At 73.0% G+C, this 25,752-nt stretch carries 22 protein-coding genes; 15 read left to right on the top strand and 7 right to left on the bottom strand.

Annotation, left to right across the window (positions count from 1 at the left end):
• Positions 1 to 10: 10 nt before the first annotated feature.
• The 5 genes from ACFYVL_RS10570 to ACFYVL_RS10590 are packed head-to-tail and all read left to right on the top strand — an operon-like array spanning position 11 to position 6,069.
• Positions 11 to 1,957 carry a biotin carboxylase N-terminal domain-containing protein gene (locus tag ACFYVL_RS10570; protein ID WP_389243414.1) on the top strand — a complete coding sequence of 649 codons (1,947 nt, stop codon included), beginning with the start codon at positions 11 to 13 and terminating at the stop codon, positions 1,955 to 1,957.
• Positions 1,954 to 3,123, top strand: coding sequence for an acyl-CoA dehydrogenase family protein (locus ACFYVL_RS10575; RefSeq protein WP_389242912.1), 1,170 nt, complete (start codon positions 1,954 to 1,956; stop codon positions 3,121 to 3,123). The genes ACFYVL_RS10570 and ACFYVL_RS10575 overlap by 4 nt, the downstream gene beginning before the upstream one ends.
• A 59-nt stretch (positions 3,124 to 3,182) precedes the next feature.
• Positions 3,183 to 4,760 carry an AMP-binding protein gene (locus ACFYVL_RS10580; protein ID WP_389242914.1) on the top strand — a complete coding sequence of 526 codons (1,578 nt, stop codon included), beginning with the start codon at positions 3,183 to 3,185 and terminating at the stop codon, positions 4,758 to 4,760.
• Complete coding sequence (locus tag ACFYVL_RS10585; RefSeq protein WP_389242916.1) at positions 4,757 to 5,500, top strand: enoyl-CoA hydratase family protein; 744 nt, start codon at positions 4,757 to 4,759, stop codon at positions 5,498 to 5,500. The genes ACFYVL_RS10580 and ACFYVL_RS10585 overlap by 4 nt, the downstream gene beginning before the upstream one ends.
• Complete coding sequence (locus tag ACFYVL_RS10590; protein ID WP_389242918.1) at positions 5,488 to 6,069, top strand: TetR/AcrR family transcriptional regulator; 582 nt, start codon at positions 5,488 to 5,490, stop codon at positions 6,067 to 6,069. Before ACFYVL_RS10585 ends, ACFYVL_RS10590 begins: the two co-directional genes overlap by 13 nt.
• Positions 6,070 to 6,265: 196 nt before the next feature.
• On the opposite strand, the gene ACFYVL_RS10595 is transcribed toward ACFYVL_RS10590, so the two are convergent.
• Complete coding sequence (locus tag ACFYVL_RS10595) at positions 6,266 to 7,366, bottom strand: citrate synthase 2 (RefSeq protein ID WP_389242920.1); 1,101 nt, start codon at positions 7,364 to 7,366, stop codon at positions 6,266 to 6,268.
• A gap of 349 nt (positions 7,367 to 7,715) precedes the next feature.
• On the opposite strand from ACFYVL_RS10595, the gene pdxH reads away from it, so the two are divergent.
• The gene (pdxH, locus tag ACFYVL_RS10600; RefSeq protein WP_389243416.1) at positions 7,716 to 8,342 is read left to right on the top strand and encodes a pyridoxamine 5'-phosphate oxidase; all 627 of its coding nucleotides are present in this window, start codon (positions 7,716 to 7,718) and stop codon (positions 8,340 to 8,342) included.
• 400 nt (positions 8,343 to 8,742) lie between these two features.
• Positions 8,743 to 10,155, top strand: coding sequence for a PAS domain-containing protein (locus ACFYVL_RS10605; RefSeq protein ID WP_389242921.1), 1,413 nt, complete (start codon positions 8,743 to 8,745; stop codon positions 10,153 to 10,155).
• Positions 10,156 to 10,291: 136 nt separating this feature from the next.
• On the opposite strand, the gene ACFYVL_RS10610 is transcribed toward ACFYVL_RS10605, so the two are convergent.
• Positions 10,292 to 11,047 carry an SIS domain-containing protein gene (locus ACFYVL_RS10610; protein WP_389242923.1) on the bottom strand — a complete coding sequence of 252 codons (756 nt, stop codon included), beginning with the start codon at positions 11,045 to 11,047 and terminating at the stop codon, positions 10,292 to 10,294.
• Between the two features lie 219 nt (positions 11,048 to 11,266).
• Here ACFYVL_RS10610 and ACFYVL_RS10615 point away from each other — a divergent pair, with 219 nt between their 5' ends.
• Both ACFYVL_RS10615 and ACFYVL_RS10620 read left to right on the top strand, forming a co-directional pair.
• Positions 11,267 to 11,959: a metal-dependent transcriptional regulator gene (locus tag ACFYVL_RS10615; protein ID WP_389242925.1), complete on the top strand. Its 693-nt coding sequence runs from the start codon at positions 11,267 to 11,269 to the stop codon at positions 11,957 to 11,959.
• Positions 11,960 to 12,503: 544 nt separating this feature from the next.
• Entirely contained in the window at positions 12,504 to 13,382 is an 879-nt protein-coding gene (locus ACFYVL_RS10620) for an alpha/beta fold hydrolase (RefSeq protein ID WP_389243418.1), read from the top strand.
• A gap of 72 nt (positions 13,383 to 13,454) precedes the next feature.
• Here the strand turns inward: ACFYVL_RS10620 and ACFYVL_RS10625 are convergent, their stop codons facing one another.
• From ACFYVL_RS10625 to ACFYVL_RS10635, 3 genes are all read right to left on the bottom strand, one after another.
• Entirely contained in the window at positions 13,455 to 15,101 is a 1,647-nt protein-coding gene (locus ACFYVL_RS10625) for a transporter (protein ID WP_389242927.1), read from the bottom strand.
• Positions 15,098 to 15,970, bottom strand: coding sequence for an ABC transporter ATP-binding protein (locus ACFYVL_RS10630; RefSeq protein ID WP_389242929.1), 873 nt, complete (start codon positions 15,968 to 15,970; stop codon positions 15,098 to 15,100). The genes ACFYVL_RS10625 and ACFYVL_RS10630 overlap by 4 nt, the downstream gene beginning before the upstream one ends.
• Before the next feature lie 79 nt (positions 15,971 to 16,049).
• Positions 16,050 to 16,736, bottom strand: coding sequence for a bifunctional DNA primase/polymerase (locus tag ACFYVL_RS10635; protein ID WP_389242931.1), 687 nt, complete (start codon positions 16,734 to 16,736; stop codon positions 16,050 to 16,052).
• A gap of 335 nt (positions 16,737 to 17,071) precedes the next feature.
• Here ACFYVL_RS10635 and ACFYVL_RS10640 point away from each other — a divergent pair, with 335 nt between their 5' ends.
• From ACFYVL_RS10640 to purU, 4 genes are all read left to right on the top strand, one after another.
• A complete protein-coding gene (locus ACFYVL_RS10640; RefSeq protein ID WP_389242934.1) occupies positions 17,072 to 18,460 on the top strand; it encodes a transcriptional regulator in 1,389 nt (462 codons plus the stop codon).
• A 710-nt stretch (positions 18,461 to 19,170) separates the two neighbouring features.
• Entirely contained in the window at positions 19,171 to 20,769 is a 1,599-nt protein-coding gene (locus ACFYVL_RS10645) for a hypothetical protein (RefSeq protein ID WP_389242936.1), read from the top strand.
• Positions 20,770 to 20,944: 175 nt separating this feature from the next.
• Complete coding sequence (locus tag ACFYVL_RS10650) at positions 20,945 to 21,391, top strand: hypothetical protein (protein WP_389243420.1); 447 nt, start codon at positions 20,945 to 20,947, stop codon at positions 21,389 to 21,391.
• 32 nt (positions 21,392 to 21,423) lie between these two features.
• The gene (gene purU / locus ACFYVL_RS10655) at positions 21,424 to 22,341 is read left to right on the top strand and encodes a formyltetrahydrofolate deformylase (RefSeq protein ID WP_389242938.1); all 918 of its coding nucleotides are present in this window, start codon (positions 21,424 to 21,426) and stop codon (positions 22,339 to 22,341) included.
• A 42-nt stretch (positions 22,342 to 22,383) separates the two neighbouring features.
• Here purU and ACFYVL_RS10660 read toward each other — a convergent pair whose 3' ends face one another.
• Positions 22,384 to 23,844 (bottom strand): zf-HC2 domain-containing protein, encoded by a 1,461-nt coding sequence (locus ACFYVL_RS10660; protein ID WP_389242940.1) that lies wholly within the window; start codon positions 23,842 to 23,844, stop codon positions 22,384 to 22,386.
• Positions 23,841 to 24,437, bottom strand: a complete 597-nt coding sequence (locus ACFYVL_RS10665; RefSeq protein ID WP_389242942.1) for a sigma-70 family RNA polymerase sigma factor — start codon at positions 24,435 to 24,437, stop codon at positions 23,841 to 23,843. Before ACFYVL_RS10665 ends, ACFYVL_RS10660 begins: the two co-directional genes overlap by 4 nt.
• A gap of 249 nt (positions 24,438 to 24,686) precedes the next feature.
• On the opposite strand from ACFYVL_RS10665, the gene ACFYVL_RS10670 reads away from it, so the two are divergent.
• Together ACFYVL_RS10670 and ACFYVL_RS10675 are read left to right on the top strand one after the other, a co-directional pair.
• On the top strand, positions 24,687 to 25,061 hold the full coding sequence (locus ACFYVL_RS10670; RefSeq protein ID WP_389242944.1) for an STAS domain-containing protein: 375 nt from the start codon (positions 24,687 to 24,689) through the stop codon (positions 25,059 to 25,061).
• Positions 25,062 to 25,177: 116 nt separating this feature from the next.
• Complete coding sequence (locus ACFYVL_RS10675; RefSeq protein ID WP_389242946.1) at positions 25,178 to 25,708, top strand: EF-hand domain-containing protein; 531 nt, start codon at positions 25,178 to 25,180, stop codon at positions 25,706 to 25,708.
• Positions 25,709 to 25,752 lie beyond the last annotated feature (44 nt).

The following is a 25,752-nucleotide window of genomic DNA, read 5'->3' on the forward strand; positions in this document are numbered from 1 at the left end:
TGAGGCACCCATGATCAACTCCCTCCTCGTCGCCAACCGCGGCGAGATCGCCTGCCGCGTCTTCCGCACCTGCGCGGAGGCCGGGATCGCCACCGTCGCCGTGCACTCCGACCCGGACGCCCACGCGCTGCACACACGCACCGCCGACACCGCCGTACGGCTGCCGGGCGCGGCGCCCGCCGACACCTATCTGCGCGGCGACCTCGTCGTGAAGGCCGCCCTCGCGGCCGGCGCGGACGCCGTGCACCCCGGGTACGGGTTCCTCTCCGAGAACGCCGACTTCGCCCGCGCCGTCCAGGACGCGGGCCTCGTCTGGGTCGGCCCGCCCCCCGCGGCCATCGAGGCGATGGCGTCCAAGACCCGCGCCAAGGAACTGATGGCCGCGGCCGGAGTGCCGCTGCTCGCCCCCGTCGACCCGGCGAAGGCGACCGAGGACGACCTGCCGCTGCTCCTCAAGGCGGCGGCCGGCGGCGGCGGACGCGGCATGCGGATCGTCCGCGAACTGGCCGACCTGCCCGCCGAGCTGACCGCTGCCGCCGCCGAGGCGCGGTCCGCGTTCGGCGACGGCGAGGTCTTCGCCGAGCCGTACGTCGAACGCGGCCGGCACGTCGAGGTGCAGGTGCTCGCCGACGACCACGGCACCGTGTGGGCGCTGGGCACCCGCGACTGCTCCCTCCAGCGCCGCCACCAGAAGGTCATCGAGGAGGCCCCCGCACCCGCCCTCCCCGACGCCCTGCGCACGACCCTCCACGAGGCCGCCACCGCCGCCGCACGGGCCGTCGGATACCGGGGCGCGGGCACGGTCGAGTTCCTCGTCGACGAGGGCGGCCGGGCGTACTTCCTGGAGATGAACACCCGCCTCCAGGTCGAACACCCCGTCACCGAGGCCGTGTTCGGCATCGACCTGGTCGCCCTCCAGCTCCGGACCGCCGAAGGGCAACCGCTGCCCGCCGAACCCCCGGCCGCCACCGGCCACGCCGTCGAGGCCCGCCTCTACGCCGAGGACCCGGCGGCCGGCTGGCAGCCGCAGACCGGTGAGCTGCACACCCTGGACGTCCCCGCGGGCCCCGGCCTGCGCCTGGACACCGGGTACACCGGCGGCGACACCGTCGGCATCCACTACGACCCCATGCTCGCCAAGGTCGTCGCCCACGCCCCCACCCGCCACGAGGCCGTGCGCAGACTCGCCCACGCGCTCGCCCGCACCCGGCTGCACGGCCCCGTCACCAACCGGGACCTCCTCGTCCGCTCCCTGCGCCACCCCGACTTCGTGGCCGCCCGCCTCGACACCGGCTTCTACGACCGCCACCTCGACGCCCTGACCCGGCCCGCCCCCGGCGGCCGGCTCGCCGCCGTGGCCGCCGCACTCGCCGACGCCGCCGGCCGCTCCGGCCGCTTCGGCGGCTGGCGCAACGTGCCCTCGCAGCCGCAGAGCAAGACCTACGGCGGCCACGAGGTCCGCTACCGCAGCGGGCGCGACGGCTACACCGTCGACGGCGTGGACCGGGTCGTCACCGCGACACCCAACCTCGTCGTCCTCGAAGTGGACGGCGTGCGGCAGCGGTTCGAGGTCACCGCGCACGGCGACCGCGTCCACGTCGACACCCCCGCCGGCGCCCACACCCTCGACCTCGCCCCTCGCTTCCCCGACCCCGCCGCCCGCACCGCCCCCGGCTCCCTGCTCGCCCCCATGCCGGGGACGGTCGTACGGGTCGCCGAAGGGCTCGCGGAAGGGGACCGGGTCACCGCGGGACAGCCCCTGCTGTGGCTGGAGGCGATGAAGATGGAGCACCGGATCTCCGCTCCCGCCGCCGGCACGCTCACCGCGCTCCACGCCGCCCCCGGCCGCCAGGTCGAGGTCGGCACCCTGCTCGCCGTCGTCACGACGGACCCCGACGTGCCGGCCGACCCCGCCGCACGGCCGGACACCGACGCAACGGAGGAATCCCAGGCATGAGCACCGACGTCATCGAGACCCAGGAACAGCAGGACCTGCGCGCCGCCGTCGCCGCCCTCGGCAAGCGCTACGGCCGCGACTACTTCACCCGCGTCGTCGACGACGGCGCCCACCCCGACGCCCTGTGGGCCGAGGCCGCCAAACTCGGCTACCTCGGCGTCAACCTCCCCGAGGAGTACGGCGGCGGAGGCGGCGGCATCACCGAACTGTCCATCGTCCTGGAGGAGCTGGGAGCCGCCGGCTGCCCGCTGCTCATGATGGTCGTCTCGCCCGCCATCTGCGGCACCGTCATCGCCCGCTTCGGCACCGAGGCCCAGAAGGCCGCCTGGCTGCCCGGCCTCGCCGACGGCAGCCGCACCATGGCCTTCGGCATCACCGAACCCGACGCCGGATCCAACTCCCACCGCATCACCACCACCGCCCGCAGGGCCGACGACGGCGACGGCTGGGTCCTCAACGGCCGCAAGGTCTTCGTCTCCGGCGTCGACATCGCCGACGCCACCCTGATCGTCGGCCGCACCGAGGACGCCCGCACCGGCAGCCTCAAGCCCTGCCTGTTCATCGTCGAACGCGACACCCCCGGCTTCCAGCGCGCGCGGATAGACATGGAACTCCAGGCCCCGGAGAAGCAGTTCGAACTCGTCATCGACGACGTGCGGCTGCCCGCCGACGCCCTCGTCGGCGACGAGGACGCGGGCCTGCTCCAGCTGTTCGCCGGGCTCAACCCGGAACGCATCATGACCGCCGCGTTCGCCGTCGGCATGGGCAGGTACGCGCTCGGCCGGGCCGTCGGCTACGCCAAGGAGCGCACGGTCTGGAAGACGCCCATCGGCGCCCACCAGGCCATCGCCCACCCCCTCGCGCAGGCGCACATCGAACTCGAACTCGCCCGCCTCATGATGCGCAGGGCCGCCGCCCTCTACGACGCGGGCGACGACATGGGCGCCGGAGAGGCCGCCAACATGGCCAAGTACGCGGCCGGCGAGGCCTGCGTGAAGGCGGTCGACCAGGCGGTGCACACCCTGGGCGGCAACGGCCTCACCCGCGAGTACGGACTCGCCTCCCTGATCGTGGCCGCCCGGGTCGCCCGGATCGCCCCGGTCAGCCGGGAGATGATCCTCAACTTCGTGTCCCACCAGTCCCTGGGTCTCCCCAAGTCGTACTGACAGCGCGCATCCTGCTTCTCCACACCGTCGCACCACCGCGTCGAAGGGGACCGTCCACCATGGTGTTCCACAGCGAGTACGCCGATGTGCCCGACGTAGAACTTCCCGTCCACGAGGCGGTCCTCGGCGATGCCGCCCGGCACGGGGACGCCCCCGCCCTCGTCGACGGGACCAACGGCACCACCCTCAGCTACGCCCAGCTCGACACCTTCCACCGCCGGATCGCCGCCGCACTGGCCGCCTCCGGACTGCGCAAGGGCGACGTGCTCGCCCTGCACAGCCCCAACACGATCGCCTACCCCGCGGTGTTCTTCGCCGCCACCCGCGCGGGGGCCACCGTGACCACCGCGCACCCGCTGTCCACCGCCGAGGAGCTCGCCAAACAGCTGCGGGACTCCTCGGCCCGCTGGCTCGTCACCGTCTCGGCGCTGCTGGACACCGCCCGCCGGGCCGCCGAACTCGCAGGCGGAGTCGAGGAAGTACTGGTCTGCGACAGCGCGCCCGGACACCGCTCCGTACTCGACCTGCTGGCCTGCACCGACCCCGAACCGCGGGTCGACATCGACCCCCGCACGGACGTCGCCGTACTGCCGTACTCCTCGGGCACCACCGCCGCCCCCAAGGGCGTCATGCTCACCCACCACAGCATCGCCACCAACATGGCGCAGCTGCACCCCTTCATCCCGATGAAGCCGGGCGACCGGGTGCTCGCGGTGCTCCCCTTCTTCCACATCTACGGACAGACCGCCCTCGTCAACATCCCCCTGTCGCACGGCGCGACCGTCGTCACGCTGCCGCGCTTCGACCTGGAGCAGTACCTGAAGACGATCCAGGACGAACGCATCAACGCCCTCTACGTCGCCCCGCCGATCGTCCTGGCCCTCGCCAAGCACCCGGCCGTGGACCGCTACGACCTGTCGTCCGTGGAGTACGTCGTCAGCGCGGCGGCCCCGCTCGACGCCGCCCTCGCGAAGGCCTGCGCCGACCGGCTCGGCATCCGCCCCGTCCTCCAGGCGTACGGCATGACCGAACTCTCGCCCGGCACCCACGTGGTGCCGCTGGACGCCGAGAACCCGCCGCCCGGCACCGTCGGCAAGCTCATCCCGCGCACCGAGATGCGCATCCTGTCCCTCACCGAACCCGGCAAGGACCTCGGCGTGGACGAGGAGGGCGAGATAGCCGTCCGCGGCCCGCAGCGCATGAAGGGCTACCTCGGCCGCCCCGAGGAGACCGCCGCCATGATCGACGCCGAGGGGTGGGTGCACACCGGCGACATAGGGCGCGTCGACGCCGACGGCTGGCTGTTCGTCGTCGACCGCGTCAAGGAACTCATCAAGTACAAGGGCTACCAGGTTGCCCCCGCCGAACTCGAAGCGCTGCTCCTCACCCACGAGTCCGTCGCGGATGCCGCCGTGATCGGGGTATACGACGGCGACGGCAACGAAGTCCCCAAGGCGTACGTCGTCCGGCAGCCGCACGCCCCCGGGCTGACCGAGGACGACGTCCTGGACTACGTCGCCGCGCGCGTGGCCCCGTACAAGAAGGTGCGCCGCGTCGAGTTCACCGACGGAGTGCCCCGGGCGGCCTCCGGCAAGATCCTGCGGCGCGAGCTGCGAGAAAGGGAGCGACGACAGTGACACGGCAGGCCCTGGCACCCACCACGCACGACCGGGGGATCACCACCCTCACCCTCGACTCACCCGCCAACCGCAACGCCCTCTCGGCGTCCCTGGTCGGCGAACTGGCCCGGTCCCTGGACCGCTGCGGGAAGGACCCCGCGGTACGGGCCGTGGTGCTCGCGCACACCGGCAACACCTTCAGCGCGGGCGCCGACCTGAAGACACCGGCCAGCCCCTACGCCTTCGTCGCGCTGCTGCGGCAGATCGCCGAACTGCCCAAACCCGTGCTCGCCCGCGTCGACGGACACGCGCGGGCGGGCGGGCTCGGCCTGCTCGCAGTGTGCGACCTGGCCTTCGCCACCCTCGACTCCGACTTCGCCTTCTCCGAGGTACGGATCGGGGTGGCGCCCGCCGTCATCTCCATCCCGCTGCTCACCCGGCTGGAGCCGCGCGCCGCGTCCCGCTACTTCCTCACCGGGGAGGTGTTCGGCGGGGCGCGGGCCCGCGAGATCGGCCTGCTGACCGAGGCGGCACCGGACGTGGACGCCGTGCTCGACCCCGTACTGGAGTCCTTGCGGAGGGCTTCCCCGCAGGGACTCGCGGAGTCGAAACGGCTGCTTACGGCCGGTATGCGGGACGCTTTCGACCGGGATGCGGAAGATTTGGTACAACGCTCGGCAGCGCTGTTCGCGTCCGCCGAGGCGCGCGAGGGCGTGACCGCGCACCTCGAACGACGGGACCCCGCATGGCTACTGTGACCGCCCCCAAACAGGACCGCTCCCGCGCCACCCGGCAGCGACTGCTGGAGGCCGCCGTCTCCTGCCTGGCCGAACGCGGCTGGGCTGGCTCCACGGTGTCCGTCGTGGCGGAGCGGGCGGGGGTGTCCCGGGGCGCCGCCCAGCACCACTTCCCGACCCGGGAGGACCTGTTCACGGCGGCCGTGGAGTACGTGGCCGAGGAGCGCTCCACCGCGCTGCGGGCGCTGCCCGGACAGCACATGGCGGCGGTCGTCCCGGCCATCGTCGAGCTGTACACCGGCCCGCTGTTCCGGGCCGCCCTGCACCTGTGGGTGGCCGCCTCCCACGAGGAACAGCTGCACGCGCGGGTCACCGAACTGGAGGCGAGGGTCGGCCGCGAGACCCACCGCATCGCGGTGGAACTGCTGCACGCCGACGAGTCACGCCCCGGCGTGCGCGAGCTGGTCCAGGGCTTCCTCGACATGGCCCGGGGCCTGGGCCTCGCCAACCTCCTCACCGACGACACGGCCCGCCGCGACCGGGTGGTCACCCAATGGACCACCCTCCTCCAATCCGCCCTCACCGACTAACCCCGCCCCACCGTGCCCTTGGGCGGCGGGGGCCGCACGCTTCCCACCCGCCCCCGCCCCCTTGGGCGGCGGGGCCGCCCCCCCGGGGGCGGAACGGGCGGGCAAGGGGGCGGCCCCCAACGGAGCCGCACCCAGCCGCCCCGGACGCCCCGGACGCCCCCGGCCCCGCAGCACCGGACACGCCCCCGCTCACCACTCAGCCCACGATGTCCTCGAACCCCGACACCTCACGCGGATTCCGCGCCCCCGGTCCCACGTACCGGGCCGACGGCCGCACCAGGCGTCCGGTCCGCTTCTGTTCCAGGATGTGGGCCGACCAGCCCGCCGTCCGCGCGCAGGTGAACATCGACGTGAACATGTGCGCCGGGACCTCCGCGAAGTCCAGCACGATGGCCGCCCAGAACTCCACGTTCGTGGCCAGCACCCGGTCGGGGCGCCGTGCGTGCAGTTCCTCCAGCGCGGCCTTCTCCAGTGCCTCCGCCACCTCGAAGCGCGGGGCCGCCAGTTCCTTCGCCGTGCGCCGCAGCACCCGTGCGCGCGGGTCCTCCGCGCGGTACACCCGGTGCCCGAAGCCCATCAGCCGCTCGCCCTTGTCCAGGGCCTGGCGCACGTACGCGCGCGCGTCCCCGGTGCGCTCGATCTCCTCGATCATGCCGAGCACGCGCGAGGGCGCGCCGCCGTGCAGCGGGCCCGACATGGCGCCCACCGCACCCGACAGCGCGGCGGCGACGTCGGCGCCGGTGGAGGCGATGACGCGGGCGGTGAAGGTGGAGGCGTTCATGCCGTGCTCGGCCGCCGAGGTCCAGTACGCGTCGACCGCCTTGACGTGCTTGGGGTCCGGCTCGCCGCGCCAGCGGATCATGAAGCGCTCGACGACCGACTCGGCCTTGTCGATCTCGCTCTGCGGCACCATCGGCAGGCCCTGCCCGCGCGCCGACTGGGCGACGTACGACAGCGCCATCACGGCGGCCCGCGCCAGGTTGTCCCGGGCGGTCGCCTCGTCGATGTCCAGCAGCGGTTTCAGGCCCCAGACGGGGGCGAGCATCGCCAGCGCCGACTGCACGTCGACCCGGATGTCCCCGGAGTGCACCGGGATCGGGAACGGCTCCGCGGGCGGCAGGCCGGGGTTGAACGCGCCGTCCACCAGCAGGCCCCACACGTTCCCGAAGGAGACGTGACCCACCAGGTCCTCGATGTCGACACCCCGGTAGCGAAGGGCACCGCCCTCCTTGTCCGGTTCGGCGATCTCCGTTTCGAACGCGACGACTCCTTCGAGTCCGGGTACGAAGTCGGACATCAGGCGGCTCCTCAAGATCTGTACGCATGGCGTGCGCGGGAAGCGACGGGAGGCAGGAACGATACTCCCGCTGTAGGGAAGCAACAGGCTCTCCACCGGGGATTTTGGCGGGTTCAGCCGATGCGGGGAAGCGTGAGAACAGGCACACTCCCCGACCCACTTCCAGGAGGATTAACCGGAGTTGAGGGTGGGAAGACTGGGGCTGCGCCGACTGCGGCAGGATGGTCCCGTGCCGAACACACTTCCCGATTCCGACGGGCCCGGCGTCGACCCCGCCGCCGAGGCCGCAGCCTCCGCCGGCGACTCCTACGCACTGCCCGACCCGCCCGTGACCTCCGATCCGTCGGTGATGCGCGAGCAGTACCGCACCGAGCCGTTCACCGAGGACTCCCTCGCGCCCGGACCCATGGACCAGTTCGCCCGCTGGTTCCAGCAGGCCGTCGAGGGCGGCCTGGACGAGCCGAACGCCATGATCGTCTCCACCGCCACCCCGGACGGCCGCCCCAGCTCGCGGACCGTGCTGCTGAAGGCCTACGACCGCGAGGGCTTCGTCTTCTTCACCAACTACCGCTCCCGCAAGGGCGAGGAACTCGGCGCCAACCCGCACCTCTCGCTGCTCTTCCCCTGGCACCGGATCGCCCGCCAGGTCGTCGTCACCGGCACCGCGGCACGCGTCTCCCGCGCCGAGACGGCCGCCTACTTCCGCACCCGCCCGCACGGCTCGCAGCTCGGCGCCTGGGCCAGCGAGCAGTCCCAGGTGATCGGCTCGCGCGACGAACTGACCGCCGCGTACGCCAAGTTGGAGGAGCGCTACCCCGAGGGCGAGAAGGTGCCGGTGCCGCCGCACTGGGGCGGCTTCCGGGTGGTGCCGCGGACCGTCGAGTTCTGGCAGGGCCACGAGAACCGACTGCACGACCGGCTGCGGTACGTCAGCGACGGCGCCGGGGCCTGGTCGGTGGAGCGCCTCAACCCGTAGCCGCCCGCCGGCCGGGGCCGGGGCCCCGGAAAACGCAGAACCCCGCGGGCTCTGGTCCCCTCCGAGGAGGAGGCCGGCCGGACTTACCGGCGAGCCCGCGGGGCGGTGACTGCTTGGGATTGGACCGGCTGCGCCGGTACCGCACTGAGTGCGACGTACGGGCAACTAGCCCGCAGCCACCTCACGAGTCCGGAAAGAAATCACTTCCGAATCACCTCCTTTCAGCGTGAGCCACACACTAGGAGTGCTGCCGGAGCGCTTCAACCGAATTAACGGCGCACGTCGTTTCCCCGGCGATTTCCCCGAAGGGGGTGTGGGCTGCGTCACGTTCGAGTTGAATGATCCTCCGACGTGCGGCAGGGCGGACAGCGGCACGGACGACCACCTGCGGGGGTGCCGGGTGAGTGCTTCTCTGAGCAGTGGGACCACCGATCCCGAGCCGGAGTCGGTACCGGGGGCGGGTCCGGCCACCGGGCCCGGGGACACGGCGGGGACGGCTGGTGCGACGGGTGCGGTGGCGGGCGCCGAGCTGCTCGCCGCCCTCCTCGACGGAATGGACGCGGCCCTCTGCGCCTTCGCCGCGGACGGCACCGTCACCCACTGGAACCGCGAGGCCGAGCGGATCCTCGGCTGGAGCGCCGGGGACGCGGTGGGGCGGCGCGGATTCGCCGGCTGGGCGGTGCGCAGCGCGGACGCCGACGAGGTCGGCCAGCAGCTGATGGCCGCCATGCGCGGCGGCGGCCGGCAGGTCCACGAGTTCGCCCTGCTGCGCAAGGACGGCAGCCGGGTGCTGGTGCGCATGCAGTCGGCGGCCGTGACGGGCGCCGACGGGAAACCGGCCGGGGTCTACAGCGCCTTCGGCGAGGTGCACGCCCAGATCGACCTGGAGCGCGCCATCGCGCTCAGCGAGGTGCTCTTCGAGGACGCGTCGTGGGGAGTGGTGCTGCTCGACGTGGACCTGCGCCCCACCGTCGTCAACGTGCACGCCGCCCGCGCCCTGGGCGGCACCCGCACCGCGCTCCTCGGCAGGCCGCTGGGCGACACCGTCGTGCAGGGCGCCGACGAACTGGAGGGCGCCCTCCAGCACGTACTGGCCGAGGGCACCCCGCCCGCCCCGGTCGACCTCTGGGTCACCCTGCGCACCGCGGAGGGCGAGCGGCGGCGCTGCTGGCGCAGCGGCTTCCTCCGGCTCGCCTCCCCGCTCGCGGAGGAGCCGGTTCCGCTCGGTGTGGCCTGGATCTTCCAGGACGTCACCGAGGCGAAGACCGCCGAGCAGGAGGCGGCCAGGCTCCGCTTCCGCGGCAACCAGCTGTACCGGGCGGCCCGGACGGCCGCCGAGTGCGAGGACCCCATGGAGGCCGCGACCGCCCACGTCGACTACGGGCTCGCCGGGTTCGCCGACCACGCCCTGATCGACGTACTGGCGGGAACCCGGCTGGTACGGGTCGCGGCCACGCCCGCCGGAGAGCCGGGCCCGTGCACCCAGGACAACGCGGAGGCGGGGATACCGGTCCGGTACGGGGAGGGCCACCCGGCCCTCCAGGCCCTCGACCGGTCGGGAGCGGTGCGGGCGAGCGCGGGAGCGCGGGCCGACGCGCGGGCCTGGGCGGCGGAGCGCCAGTGGCCCGAGGACACGGTGCACGCGCTGTGCATGGTGCTGCGCAGCCGCGGCCGGAACCTGGGCACGGTCACCTTCCTGCGCGGCCCCACCCGCCCGGCCTTCGAACGCCCGGACGCGACCTACGCGGAGAACATCGCGTTACGCGTAGCCACCGCCATCGACCTCTCCCAACTCCTCCACCCCACCCCCTGACCCCCTTGCCCGCCCCACCCCCCGCCCCCTTGGGCGGCGGGGCCGCCCCCCGGGGGCGGAACGGGCGGGCAAGGGGGCGGCCCCCGGCGGAGCCGAACACCCCGCCCCGGACGCCCCCGGCAGACCCGCACCCCACTCAGTGCCGGAAGAAGATCCTGTCCCCGTACTCACTCATCACACGCCCGTTCCACTCGTGCCCACCGTCCACGTTCCCCGACCGCAGCATCGGCGGCTCGATCCCCCGCCGCGCCAGCTCACCCGCCGCCGTCGCCACGACCGCCTGCATGAGGGCCGAGGTGACCACGGTCGACGCGGGCGCGAAGGGCGCCTCCACACCGTCCGCCGTCAGCTCCGCGTCCCCCACGGCGATCTTGCTGTCCAGCACGATGTCGCAGTGGTCCTTGAGGAAGGTGCCGGACTTGTGCCGCGACCTGGTGTCCGTCGCGTACGCCACCGACGTCACGCCGATGACCTTCAGCCCCAGGGCCCGCGCGTTCATCGCCATCTCCACGGGCAGCGCGTTGCGGCCCGACAGGGAGACCACCACCAGGACGTCCCCGGGCTTGGCCGGGCTGCTGTCCAGCACGGCGCCCGCGAGCCCGTCCACGCGTTCCAGGGCGGAGCCGAGGGTGGCCGGCATGACGTCGACGCCGACGACGCCGGGCACCGCGAGCAGGTTCATCAGGGCGAGGCCGCCCGCCCGGTACACCACGTCCTGCGCGGCCAGCGAGGAGTGCCCGGCGCCGAACGCGAAGAGCCGGCCGCCCGCGGCGACGGTGTCCGCCATGGCGGCGCCCGCGGCGGCGATGCCCGCCGCCTCCTCGTCGCGCACCCGGTGCAGAAGGCCGATCGCGGCGTCGAAGAACTGATCGGCCAGCTTGTTCTCGCTCATCGCTGTGGGGCCCTTCCAGGGGTGACGAACCGAGGCGGCGTCCGCGCCGCCGATCACGTTGCGGTCTGGACCAGTGGCCTGTCAATACGGCGTCGCCCCGTCGCGGCACGGTTGTCAGTGCGATGCGTCAGAATTGGAACCGGGCCGAGGTGTCCCGCGGAAATCCGCCGGACACCGCCAGCGCAGGACGATTTTCTGTCACAGCATCGAGGGGCACACATGTCCGGACTGATCGACACCACGGAGATGTATCTCCGCACCATCCTCGAACTTGAGGAGGAGGGCGTCGTCCCCATGCGCGCCCGTATCGCCGAGCGCCTGGACCAGAGCGGCCCGACGGTCAGCCAGACGGTGGCGCGGATGGAGCGCGACGGCCTGGTCACGGTGGCGGGCGACCGCCACCTGGAGTTCACCGAGGAGGGCCGCAGGCTGGCCACGCGCGTGATGCGCAAGCACCGGCTGGCCGAGTGCCTGCTCGTCGATGTGATCGGCCTGGAGTGGGAGCAGGTGCACGCGGAGGCCTGCCGCTGGGAGCACGTGATGAGCGAGGCGGTCGAGCGCCGGGTGCTGGAGCTGCTCCGCCACCCCACCGAGTCCCCGTACGGCAACCCGATCCCCGGTCTGGAGGAGCTGGGCGAGAAGTCCGAGGCGGACCCGTTCCTCAACGACGGCATGGTCAGCCTCAGCGACCTCTCGCCGGGCGCGGAGGGCAAGACGGTGGTCGTGCGGCGGATCGGCGAGCCCATCCAGACCGACGCCCAGCTGATGTACACGCTGCGCCGCGCGGGCGTGCAGCCCGGCTCGGTGGTCAGCGTGACGGAGTCGCCCGGCGGCGTGCTGGTCGGCAGCAGCGGCGAGGCCGCCGAGCTGGACGCGGACACGGCGTCGCACGTCTTCGTCGCCAAGCGCTAGGGACCCGTTCGCGCCCCGGAGCCCGCTCCGGGGCGCCAAAGGTCAACTTCCTTCATGAGTGGGGGAGTTGGCTTCCCCTTTCGTGCCGGAATGCCAGCGGCCGGGCAGATCGCGTGCCACGCTGTGTCTGCGGCACTCGAACCGGGGCACACGAGGTGAGCACGGGCTGTTGCCGTCCGGGCCCGCAGCGCTGCCGGGAGGAGGCGGGAATGCGCAACCCGTCGTACGCACGGCCTGTGGCGCGCGCACCGCACAAGGAGGGCCCCGGCGCCCTGAGGCGCCGGGGCCTGTCCTCCCCTGCGTCGACCTGGAGCCCCGAGCTCCCTAGGTCGACTCCCGCGGACCGTCTTCCCCGAGCGGCCCGCCTCCCGCAGAAGATCTCCCCTCGGCAGCGCGAGCCAATCCTTGAGCGCTGTCACTCGAAAGTGGGGTCTTGCGCGGCGAACCAGCATTTTCGAATGGGAGTTCGATAGCTTGGTGTGGCAGGCAGCGACGATCACCCGGAACCGGAAGAGACCGGACGAAGAAGGGGGTGCCAGGCCATATGGTGCGGCGCATCGACGTGACCGGAGCCGGCGGCGTACGCCTTGCCGCCTGGGAGTTCGCCGACCCGCCCAAGGCCGGCGCCGGGCCGGAGCAGGCCCCCGGGGTCTTACTCCTGCACGGACTGATGGGCCGTTCCTCGCACTGGGCGGACACCGCCCGCTGGCTCTCCGAGCGCCACCGCGCGGTGGCCCTGGACCAGCGCGGCCACGGCCGCAGCGAGAAACCGGCCGAGGGCCCGTTCACGCGTGAGGCGTACGTCGCCGACGCGGAGGCGGCCGTGGAACAGCTGGGTCTGGCCCCGGTGACCCTGATCGGCCACTCGATGGGCGCCCTCACCGCCTGGCAGCTCGCCGCCAAGCGGCCGGACCTGGTCCGCGCCCTGGTCGTCTGCGACATGCGCGCCTCGGCCCTGGGGGCCGCCTCCCAGCGGGAGTGGGAGGACTGGTTCAAGGCCTGGCCGGTGCCCTTCGCCCGGCTCGCGGACGTACGGAAGTGGTTCGGTGAGGACGACCCGTGGGTGGAGCGGCCGAGTCCGGCGCGCGGGGAGTTCTTCGCGGAGGTGATGGCGGAGCGGGCGGACGGCTGGCGTCCGGTGTTCTCCCGCCGCCAGATGCTGATGTCCCGCGCGACCTGGGTGCACGAGGCGCACTGGGACGAGCTGTCGCAGGTGTCCTGCCCGACCCTGGTCGTCCGCGGCCTGGACGGGGAACTGGGCCGGGCGGAGGCGCAGGAAATGGTCCGGGTGCTGCCCCGGGGCCGCTACGCGGAGGTCCAGGACGCCGGACACCTGGTCCACTACGACCAGCCGGAGGGCTGGCGCGCCGCCATCGAACCCTTCCTGGAGGAGTCCGCGGACTTCATCCCCTCGGCCCCCTGACCGGCCCCGCCCCCACGGAAGGGGGCGCCCGCCGCAGCGGACGCCCCGTCCCGGTCACTCGCCCCGCGCCGCTCAGCCCTTGCTGACCGCCGCCAGGATCTCCGGCAGCCGCCGCGCCACCCGGGGCGCCGCGGCCTTCAGCCCCGCCCAGCCCACCAGCGCGCCGTACACCACGCCGATCGGCAGCAGCAGCCACGTCGGACCGTCGCTCAGGTGCAGCCACACCGTGAGCACGATCAGCGGCGCGCAGGCCACCGCCGACACGAAGATTCCTCCCAGCAGCGAGATCCACGCCAGCGAGCCCTGCCCGGCCGACACGTTCTTGTGCGTGCTGTCCTGCGGTACGGAGTACGGGTAGGTGGCCGAGGCGACCATGCCCGCCGCGAGCATCGCCCCGAGCAGGGCCAGCGCCATCCCCAGTACCTCGGGCAGCGACCTCCAGTCCCCGACGATCGCGGCCGTCACGACCACCACCAGCACGGTGTACGGAACGGTGATGGCCAGCAGCGCCAGCATCCGCGCCCGCAGTTCCTCGTACGCGTCGCGCACCGTCGAGATCGACATGGCGATCATCCAGAACGCCGAGGTGTCCGATCCGAACTGGTTGAAGGTCAGCATCCCGAGCATCCCGGTCGCGATGCACGCGAAGTACACCGACCCGGTCCCCTGGAGCGCGTTGAACACCGGCACGATCAGGCCGATGACCAGCGAGGAGACCCAGGCGCCCTTCGTCTTGGGGTCGCGCCAGATGTAGCGCAGCAGCCGCTGCGCGGTGGCCGCGGTCCGTCCGTCGGGGAGCAGCCGCGAGAGCAGTCCGGCCTTGGACTCCTTGCGGGCCGGCCCCGAAGCGGCCTGGAGGGTCGAGCCGTCCGGGGTGGTCATCAGCTTGACCAGCCCGCGCTCCCACGACCACAGCAGCCACAGCAGGAACACCGCTGTGATGAGCAGCTGGACCGCCCCGCGCCCGTACGCGCCCTCGCTCGCCGAGTGCACCGCGCCGACCGCCGAGGCGGGCGGCACCCACTGCACCACGTCGGCGACCGGATCGAGCACCTCCAGGCTGCCGCCGGTCCGGCTCAGCCGCTGCCAGCCGAAGTTCACCAACTGGACGCCGACCGCGATGACCAGGCCGCTGAGCACCGCCAGGTCACGGCCGCGCCGGCTGGTGAGCAGCCGTACGTTGGCCGTCGCGACGGTACGGGCCAGCGCCACGCACGTCAGCACGGTCAGCGGTGCCGCCAGCACCGCCACCACGGCCCCCGCGACCCCGTGCGCCACCGCGATCACACAGCCCACCGCGAGGCAGACCGTGAACAGCGGCCCTATGCCCACCAGCGACGCCGCGAGCAGCGCCCGCACCAGCGGCCTCGGCCGCAACGGCAGCATCACCAGCCGCGACGCGTCCAGGGTCTCGTCACCGCTGGGGAAGAACAGCGGCATGAACGTCCAGCCGAGCGCCAGCAGCAGCGCCAGCAGCAGCGTCACCGTGGGCGCCGCGGACACCCCGCGCAGTGCGATCAGCCCGAACAGCTGGAGCGCGGAGAAGAGCACCACCAGCACTCCGGTGGTGATGAACGCGGCCTTGCGCCCGGACGACTGCCGCAGCCCGTTCTTCAGCAGCGCGAGCTTGAGCCGTACGAACAGCGGGGTCAGCCCCGCCGACACGGCTCCCGGCCCGGCGTCGGCCCCGGGAGCGGAACCGGTGACCACCGCACTCATCGCGCAGCACCGGCCCCGGAACCGGACCCGGAATCGGCGGCCCCGGCACCCGGTCCGGTGCCGCCCCCGCCCAGCCAGTCCAGGCTCTCCCCGGCGTCGCGGCCGTTCGCCCCGACCAGCTCCAGGAAGGCGTTCTGCAGGGTCGGCGCGTCGCCCCGCACCTCGGCCAGGGTGCCCTGCGCGCGGATGCGGCCGGCGGCCATCACGGCCACCCAGTCGCACAGCGACTCCACCAGCTCCATGACGTGGCTGGAGAAGATCACCGTGGCGCCGGACGCCGTGTACCGCTCCAGCACGCCCCGGATGGTCTGCGCCGACACCGGGTCGACGCCCTCGAACGGCTCGTCCAGGAACAGCACTTGCGGGTTGTGCAGCAGGGCTGCCGCGAGACCGATCTTCTTGCGCATACCGGTCGAGTAGTCGACGACCAGCTTGTGCTGCGAGCCCGCCAGGTCCAGGACGTCCAGCAGCTGGGTGGCCCGCTTGTCGACCTCCGCCCCGGGCAGTCCGCGCAACCGGCCGCTGTAGGCGAGCAGTTCGCGCCCCGACAGCCGCTCGAAGAGCCGCAGCCCCTCCGGCAGCACGCCGATCCGCGACTTGACCTCCACCGGGTCGCGCCACACGTCGTGGCCGCCGATCTCGACGGTCCCCTGATCGGGGCGCAGCAGCCCGGTCACCATCGACAGCGTGGTGGTCTTCCCCGCCCCGTTCGGCCCGACCAGGCCGATGAACTTCCCCGCGGGCAGTTCCAGGTCGATTCCGGCCACGGCCACCTGCTCGCCGAACCGTTTCCACAACCCCTGGACGCGTACTGCGGCGGGCGGCGCCGTACGCGCTCCGCCCGCCTGCTCGAATGCCTGGTCAGGCATGCCGTTTGCCTTTCGTGGTCCCCGTGATACGGGTCCACCCTAGGGCCTGACCGGCAGTTGTGACCGGTGTGCGGGGCCCCTAGACGCGCGCCCTGTTGCGGGCCGCGGCGGCCTCGCGGCCACAGGCGTAGGCAAGCGGGTTGATCAGCTCCTCCGCGTCCGGCAGCCAGCGGTTCGCCGGGGTGGGGCGGCGCGCCCACTGCACGGCACCCATGGCACCCATCCGGGTCGGCGGGGCCGCCACGTAGTCGCCCTCGCCCCGGGCCACCAGGTCCAGCGTGCTGGGCACCCAGCCCAACTTCCGCACCAGATCCGGGATCTTGGCGCCCGCGCCGGGCAGTACGAAGAAGAGCAGCCGGCGGTCCGGGGTGCTGGTCACCGGGCCGAGGGTGAGTTCCATCCGCTCCATCCGGGCCAGCGCCAGGAAACCCGCGGTCTCGGGCACGTCGATGGCGTCGAAGGTGCGCCCCGTGGGCAGCAGGATCGAGGCCTTCGGGCTCTTCTGCCACATCCGCCGCGCCGCCACCGGGCTGCCCGTCGCCTGCGTCGCCCAGTCGCCCTTCACCGGGTGCGCCCCGGGGGCCGCGCACGCCGCGTCGCCGCAGGAGCAGCGCTCGACCCCTTCCTCGGCCTCCAGCCAGGTGCCGGGGAACACGTCCCAGTGCCGTTCTTCCGCGTACCGCACGGCACTGTCCAGCAGTTGATCTCCGCGCTGCTGGGGGATCTGGGCTGCGTCGACGTCCGTGACTCCGATGGTCTCTTCCACGAACAACTCAACTGTGCGCACCAACTCCGGTTACGGGCGCGCCCGCGCGGGAGATGGCGCATCGATCCTGCATATGGGGCGCACCGGTGCACGGGCGGGGGCGCGCAGGTGGGACCGGTGCGGGGAGCGGGAAGCCACCAACGTGGAAGCGCGGAAGTACCGGCCAATACCTCTGTCTTCCGTCATCTCTCCGCATCTATGCCGTCATCCACCTCATCTACTGCATCTATGCGCATCACTCGCATTCTTTGCATATTCGCAGGGCAGTGATCTCCGCGCGGGACCTCGCAGGGGTTCCGCGCTGACTTCACCGGCGCCCGCACCAGGGGGTACACATGGCAGCCAGGCCGCTCATCGCCCGACAGCCGAACGAACGTCTCCAGGCGCTCATCCAGGAAGCCGGGTGCTCCAACGCCGGGCTGGCCCGACGGGTCAACATGTGCGGCGCCGAGCACGGACTCGATCTGCGTTACGACAAGACATCGGTGGCACGGTGGCTGCGCGGCCAGCAGCCCAGGGGCCGGGCTCCGGGCATCATCGCCGAGGCGCTGGGCCGCAAGCTGGGCCGCACGGTCACCATCGACGAGATCGGCATGGCCAACGGCAAGAACCTGGCCTCCGGCATCGGGCTCCAGTTCTCGCCCACCGTGCTCGGCGCGATCGAGCAGGTCTGCGAGCTGTGGCGCAGCGACGTGGGCCGCCGGGACTTCCTCTCCGGCTCCTCGGTGGCGTCGTCGGCGCTGGTGGAGCCGAGCCGGGACTGGCTGATCACCGGCGCCGACCACCAGGTGGCGCGCACGGCCGGGTCCCGGGTCGGCGCGAGCGACGTCGCGGCGGTACGGGCGACGACGGCCGCGCTGGTGGAGCTGGACCACAAGTTCGGCAGCGGCCATGTGCGCCCGATCGTCGTGCACTACCTGAACAGCGTGGTCTCCGGACTGCTCTCGGGCTCCTACCGGGAGGCCACCGGCCGCGAACTCTTCGCGGCGGTCGCCCGGTTGACGGAGCTGGCCGGATACATGGCGGTGGACACCGGCCAGCCCGGACTCGCCCAGCGCTACTACATCCAGGCGCTGCGGCTGGCCCAGGCGGCCGGCGACCGGGGCTACGGCGGCTACGTACTGGCCGCCTCCATGAGCCACCTGGCGGCCCAGCTCGGGAACCCGCGCGAGATCGCCCAGCTGGCCCGTGCGGCGCAGGAGGGCGCGCGGGGGCGGGTGACGCCCCGCACGGAGGCCATGTTCTACGCGGCGGAGGCCCGCGGCCACGCACTGCTCGGCGACGAACGGACCTGCGGGGCGATCGCGGCGAAGGCGCAGGCGGCGATGGAGCTGGCGTACGACGAGGGGGACTCGGGGGACGACCCGGTGTGGATCGCCCACTTCGACCAGGCATACCTGGCGGACGAGTTGGCCCACTGCCACCGGGACCTCGGCCAGGCGGACGCGGCGGCCCGCCGCGCACGGGAGAGCGTGGCCGGCCACCCCGAGGGCAAGGTGCGCCGCCGCGCCATCGGCCTCGTCCTGCTGGCCTCGGCACAGGTGCAGCAGCGCGAGATCGAGGAGGCGTGCCGCACGGGAGCGAGGGCGGTGGAACTCCTGGGGACGCTGAGGTCGAACCGGGGGGCGGAGTACCTGGAGGACTTCCAGCAGCGGCTGGAGCCGTATCGGGAGGAGGCGGCGGTGCGGGAGTTCGGCGCGAAACTGGAATCCCAGGCGGCGTAGTCCTCGCGGTCCCGGGGGGCGGGCACGGGGCCCCTGGGGACGGCCCCGGCGCGGCCCCACCCGGCCCCACCCGGCCCTGCCCGGCCCGGCGTGGCCCCACCCGGCCCTGCCCGGCCCTGCCCTGCCCTGCCCGGCGTGGCCCTGCCCGGCGTGGCTGACGGCCCGGTGCGGCCGTGCGTCAGGCCTGCGGTGCTGCCCGGCGTCGGGCGGGGGTCCGCTGCGCGGGGCCTCACCCCACCCCGCCCCTTCCCGAAACCGGGGCTCCGCCCCGGACCCCGGGTGGCGGGCCCTCCGGGGCCGAGTGCCCGTCCGCGGCTTCGATGTGGCCGACCGCGCAGTTCCCCGCGCCCCTGAGTACTCAGGGGCGCGGGGAACTGCGCGAGCAACCAACGACGCATCCGCAGAAAAACTCCCCAGCCCCGCGGCGAGCGGTTTAGGGAAGGGGCGGGGAGGGGCATCGGCCGCCGCAGGCGGGACTTCGGTCGGTGGTGGCCGGATGTAGGGGGCGGTCGGGCCGGTGGGTAATCCCGGCCCCATATCAGCGTCAACGTACGGCAATTCGTTACAGCCCCCACCCCCCATCCCGCCACCGCTGACCAGCGATCATGGGGACGTGGCACAGGCCCTGAATCACCCGGTAGCGTGAACCGGTGATTCCGTCCCTCGCTGTTGAGGCGAGGACCCCCTAGGTCCGATGGCAGGAGCCTCCGTTGACGCAGAGCGAACAGGGTGATGAGCCGCAGCATCCCGCTGGCCGCCCCGCACACGAGGGCGCGGGACTGCCCCCGGCCCACCCGCAGTACTCCCAGGCACTGCCCCCGCAGCAGCCTTCGTGGCCTGCCGCGCCGGGGCAGGGGACCGGCCAGGTGACTCCGCCGCCGGGCCAGAGCTGGGACCAGCCCTGGGGCCCGGCGGCCCAACAGCCCGCCGGACAGCAGCAGATGACGGGATCGCAGGCCCCGCAGCAGCACCAGCAACAGGTGCAGCACCAAGCACCGCAGCAGCACCAGCAGCAGGTGCAGCACCAAGCACCGCCCCACCAGGCCCACCCGCTGCCGCACCAGATCCCGCAGCAGCCCGCCGGTGAGCACTACACCGGCCACTCCTACACCCCGCAGCCCTTCGCGGACCCGCAGCCCTTCGCGGACCCGCAGTCCGCCCAGCCCTCCTGGGAGATGCCCGCCGCACCCGGCGGTGACGCGGACGCCACCCAGTTCATACCGCCCGTCGTGCAGGGCCCCGGCGCCCTTCCGCCGGAGAACCCGGTGTCCCCGGTGCCTCCGGCCACCGCTCCGGCTGCGCCCCTGGACGGCACCCAGTTCCTCGGCCAGCAGGCCCTCCAGCCGCCCGCCGGGTCGGACGCGGACGCCACCCAGTACCTGCCGCCGGTGCCGGCGGACTCCCAGTACGCGGCCCAGCCCGCGCAGCCCGTCCAGCCCGCACCGCAGGCCGCGCCCGGCGAGCGGCAGCCGCCCGCCGAGTTCGACAGCCTCTTCCGCACACAGGCCCCGCAGGCCCAGCCCCAGCCCGCCCCGCAGGCGGCGGAGCCGCCGTCCTCCACCCAGCAGATGCCGCGTTTCCTGCCGCCCCGGCAGCAGGAGGCCGAGCAGGAGGAGGCGCGCTACCAGCAGTACCAGCAGCCCGGCGGGGACGCCGAGCCCCGGCGGCGCAAGGTCGGCGCGGTGCCGATGATCGCCGCCGTGGTGGTGGGCTGCTCCGTGATCGGGCTCGGCATCGGCGCGCTGCTGAACTTCGGCGGCGACGGGGACACCAAGGACGCGGACACCAAGACCGTCTCCTCGGACAGCTCGCTGCCGGCCAAGCCGCCCGCCGAGAAGGCCGCCGACCCGGCGAAGGCCCAGGCGGAGGCGCTCGACAAGCTGCTCGCGGACAGCAACAACAGCCGTGCCGCCGTCATCAACGCCGTCGCCGCCATCGGCAAGTGCGACAGCCTGCCCAAGGCCGCCAGTGACCTGCGCGGCGCCGCCGAGGAGCGCCGCGGGCTGGTGACCCGCCTCCAGGCCCTGAAGGTGGACAAGCTGGCCGACCACGCGTCGCTCACCGCCTCGCTGACCAAGGCCTGGCAGTCCTCCGCCGCCGCGGACGACCACTACGCGGACTGGGCGGACAAGGTCGGGGGCGACAAGAAGAAGTTCTGCGGCAAGGGCAGGGCGAAGGCGACCGGGGAGCGCCGGGCGGGCGACCGCGAGAGCGGCAACGCGTCCCGGGCGAAGCAGGCCGCCGTCGGACCGTGGAACGAGATCGCCGGCAAGTACGGCCTCACCAAGCACCAGCCGACGGAGCTCTGAGCCCGCCGGGGCCACCGACGCCGGATGTGTGATTCGTCATCCGTCCGGCGCCGCACCCCCGGGGCATCGAGGCCGAATCGCGGGGGCTTGTCCGAGTTGGATTCGTACCCCCGTACGATCGGCAATCGTGCAAGCTTCAGCGAACCCTTCCCGTCGCGGCCGTCGCTCCACCACCATGGGCGGCATGCCGCTGAATGACATGCCGTGGTGGCGCTGGCGCACTCAGGTGCGTTCCGCGCTGCACATGCTTTCCGACCCCGTCTTCCACCAGGAGTGCTGGCTCGCCGGCGTCGAGGGGTACGGGGACATCACCGATGCCGTGTACCGCCTCGTCGAGGACACCTGGCTCGACAACTGGTCCGCCGAGAAGTACGTCGGCGCGATATTCAGGGACTCGGGCGAGGCGGCCCTCGTGGACGTCGCCGTGCTCCGGGTCCTGCGCATCATGCACCAGGTCGGCGCGGACGCCCCGGTCTCCGCGTACATGGCCCATCACGGCTGGCCGGAGGCGGTACGGGCGGCCCGTGAGGCGCACGTGCGGATGGCGCTGAGCGACGGGGACGATCCGGACACCGCGCCGCGCTCGCTGGAGGCCGTTCGGCTGCTGACGAACCCTTCCTGAGGATCCGTCCCGGTGTGCGATCCTCTGGGGTCATGAGAGACGACCCCACGCCCGATCCCCAGGCCGGCCCCACGCCCGGCCCCGGATCCGCGCCCGCCGCTTCCGACCACTATGTGCTGACCCTGTCCTGCCCGGACAAACAGGGCATCGTGCACGCCGTGTCCAGCTACCTGTTCATCACCGGCTGCAACATCGAGGACAGCCGGCAGTTCGGGGACCACGACACCGGACTGTTCTTCATGCGGGTCGCCTTCTCCGCCGAGTCGCCGGTCACCGTGGAGAAGCTGCGGGCCAGTTTCGCCGCCGTCGGGGACTCCTTCCGGATGGACTGGGAGATCCACCGGGCCGAGGACCGGATGCGGATCGTGCTGATGGTCAGCAAGTTCGGGCACTGCCTGAACGACCTGCTGTTCCGCTCGCGGATCGGCGCGCTGCCGGTCGAGATCGCCGCCGTCGTCTCCAACCACCCCGACTTCCGCGAGCTGGTCGCCTCGTACGACGTCCCCTTCCACCACATCCCGGTGACGAAGGACACCAAGGCCGCCGCCGAGCAGCAGGTGCTCGACCTGGTCGCCGAGCAGAACGTCGAGCTGGTCGTGCTGGCCCGCTACATGCAGGTCCTCTCCGACAACATCTGCAAGCAGCTCAGTGGCCGCATCATCAACATCCACCACTCCTTCCTGCCGAGCTTCAAGGGCGCCAAGCCCTACCACCAGGCGCACGCGCGCGGTGTGAAGCTGATCGGTGCGACCGCGCACTACGTGACGGCCGACCTCGACGAGGGCCCGATCATCGAGCAGGAGGTCGAGCGGGTCGGCCACGAGGTCACCCCGGAGCAGCTGGTGGCGATCGGCCGCGACGTGGAGTGCCAGGCGCTGGCCCGCGCGGTGAAGTGGCACAGCGAGCACCGGGTGCTGCTCAACGGGCACCGTACGGTCGTCTTCAACTAGGACGGCTTCCACCCGTACGGCGCCCGGCCGGCCGCGGCCCGGCTAGAGGCGGGACAGCGAGGCCGCCGCGAACAGCACGTCCCGTACCGCCTCCTTGTCGCCCAGCTGGCCGGCCGCCGCCTCCTGCGGCGACACGTGGCCCGCGGCGAGCTGGCAGAACTCGACGCCGTCCAGCGCGATGTGCGCCACCTTGTGGTCTGGCGAGCCGACCGCCGCGGGGGAGTCGAGCGCGATCCACCAGTCGCCGCCGCCCGGACCCTCCACCTCCAGGTGCAGGGTCCGGCCCGGGGAGCCCGCCGTGACCAGGCCCTGCGCGGGCGGGGCGAGACCGGCCCGGCGGCGGGCGGCGAGCGTGGTGGGCAGCAGCCGGGCGGCCAGGTCGATCAGCTCGTGCAGATGGGCGCCGGACGGCGGCTCGTACGGGTAGTCCACCGCCCGTGCGATGTCGTCCGCGTGCACCCAGCACTCGAAGGCCCGCTCCAGCAGCGCGTCCTTCAGGGGCAGCGAGAACGCCCCGTAGGACACCTCCAGGTCGGCGGCCCCGCCGCCCGCGAAGGAGGCGGTGCGCAGCAGGGTGTGGCTCTGCTCGCGCCACGGGGTGCGGACCACCCGGGTGGGCGGCTGGTGGGAGCCCTGCCAGTAGGCCTCCGTACGGCTGGTGGGGTCGGGGTCCGCACCGGCGTGCGGGGCGAGCGGGTCGTCGAGGCCGAGGGCGGTGGCCACGAGCCCGTCGACGGCCATCAGATGGCCGATCACCGCGGCGACGGTCGCCTTGCGGCGGACCGGCTGCTCGCCCGCGAACCAGCGCAGCTGCACCGGCGCGTGCCACTCGGCCGGGTCGATGTCCGAGAGCAGGGCGTCGAGCCGGGCCGTCTCCGCGTCGTACGGCCGTGCCCAGGCGGGCACCGGGATACGGGCGGGGCGGCGGCCCAGACAGGTGTCCAGGACCCGGGAGCGGAGCTGCGGGTCGAGGTCCAGGCCGCGCTCGGCCTGGAGCAGCCCGACGGCGTCCCGCAGCCGCAGCGCCTCGTCCGCACAGGGCGCGCACTCGGTGAGGTGCTCCTCGACGGCCCGCGTCTCCTCGACGGAGCAGGCGGCGAGCGCCCAGGCCCCGAGGAGGGACTTGAGGGTGCGGTGGTGACGCAGACCGCTGCTGTCGGGGTCGGGGTCGGGGGCGATGTCGGCGCCGGGGCCGGGGTCGCCGAGGTCCGGGACGGCGCCGGGGGCGCTCAGGTCGCCGTCGCTTTCGCTGAGGCCGCTGCCGCTGCCGTCGTCGGTGCCGTCGCCGTCGCCGTTGTCGGCCGCGATGGTGCCGGAGTCCTCGGTGCCCGCCGCACCGGTGGTGCCGGAGTCCGTGCCGTCCGCCGCGCCGGTGGTGCCGTCGGTGCCGTCCGCGCCGGTGCTGCCGTCCGTGCCGTCCGTGCCGCCCGCCGCGCGGGTGTCGTCAGTGGCGTCCTGGGTCGGGTCGTCGCCGTTGCCGGGCCGGTCGGGGGTGGGGCTCACCGGGTGCTCCCGTGCTCCGTGCCCGGCCCGGGGACGCTGCCGGCCGGGTAGCCGGTGGTGGCCGTGTTGGCCGTGGAGAGGAGCTGGAGGCCGAGCCGGAGCCGGCGGCGGGCCTCGTCCTCGGTGACGCCGAGCTGGCGGGCGGTCTGCCGGTAGTCGCGCCGCTGGAAGTACGCCAGCTCCAGGGCTTCCCGCAGGGGCGCGGGCATCGAGGTGACGATGTAGTCGGCGCGGGCCACCGCCGCCGCCCGGTGCACCTTCAGTTCCAGTTCCTCGACCGTGCCCCCGCCCTCCGCGAGCGCCGCCGCTTCGGACTGGCGCAGCCGGTGCACGGCACGGCGGTTGGTGAGCCTGGCGATCCAGGCCCGCATGGAACCTTCCTTGGGGTCGTACGCCTGCGGGTTCTCCCAGACGTGCCCGAAGACGTCACGGGTGATCTGGTCCGCCGCGTCCTCGTCGTCCAGCACCCGCTGGGCGAGGCTGTGCACCAGCGAGGCGAACCGGTCGTACAGCTCGCCGAGCGCAGCCGCCTCTCCCCGCGCCAGCCGCTGCTGCATCCTGCGGTCCCAGCGCGGCGGTGCGTCCTTCGGCATCCGCTTCCCAACCCCCCAGCACGACATTCCCCGCGAAGAAACCCCTGCCCTTTCGAATGTAGTGCGGGGATCGGACAGCGCACGCCCCTTTGCGACAAGTGCGCCCCCGGCGCGGTCCGGGATGGTAGTGATCCGGTCATTACGTACCTCCTGCGTACGGAGCTCACAGACACGCGGTGTTTCATGGGAGGGCGGTAGGGAAGCCGCGATGAGGAAGGTTGACTTCCGGTTAGGTGAAAGGTCCGACGCGTGACGCTGAAGGTGACAGAGGCAGAGCACGGCAGCTGGGCCGTGCTGCACATCTCCGGCGAACTGGACCTGGTGACCTCACCTGCCGTACGCCAGCACGTGCACCACGCCGTCGCGGACGGCCGTCACCGTGTGGTGCTGGACCTCTCCGACGTGCTGTTCTGCGACTCCAGCGGGGTCGGCGTGCTGATCGCGGCCCGCAGACTGATGCGCTCCTGCCAGGGCAGCCTGCGCCTGATCCTGCCGGCCCGCGGCGCGGTGGACGGCAGCCATGTGAACCGGGTGCTCGCGGCCCTCGGCGTACGGCGGCTGTTCGAGGTCTTCCCGGACGTGGCGACGGCGGTGGACGACTCCGCGGAGTCCCTGTCCGCCTGACCGGGCCCGCACCGGCGGCACTTCCCGCCGCAGGCCCGGCGCCCGCCGCCGTCCCCGCGGATGAATTCCCCGCATAACTTGCCTCGTCCACGCGCCCACGTCGTACGCTCACCTGCATGGACAGCGCAGAGTACGAGCGCAAGACAGCGGCCCGTTTCGCCTCCTTCGACCAGGACGGCAACGGCTACATCGACCGCGAGGACTTCAGTGCCGCGGCTGCCGCCATCCTTGCCGAATTCAACACAACCGCCCGATGCGACAAGGGACAGGCCCTCTACAGCGGCGCCGAGGCGTTCTGGCAGGGGATGGCCGGAATCGCCGACGTGGACGGCGACCAGCGGGTCACCCGCGACGAGTTCGTGACGGGCGCGGTCAAGCGCCTGCGGGACAACCCCAAGAGGTTCGCCGAGATCGCCAGGCCCTTCCTGCACGCGGCGATCGACATCGCCGCGTCGTCGGACGGCGAGGGCGACGGGGTGACCGTCGCGGCGGCCACCCGGCTGCTGCGCGTGCTCGGCGCCGACACGCAGGTCGCCGAGCAGGTGGCCGGTGCGCTGGACTCCGACAACGACGGCCGCATCACCGAGGACGAGACCCTCCAAGCCTTCGCCCTGTACTACACGGTGGACGGCCCGGACCCGCAGTAGCGCGCCCGGCTGACCACCACACATCGAACCGGAACGGGGCGGAC

Origin of the sequence: Streptomyces sp. NPDC004111, assembly GCF_042874215.1 — a bacterium.
Lineage (GTDB): Bacteria > Actinomycetota > Actinomycetes > Streptomycetales > Streptomycetaceae > Streptomyces.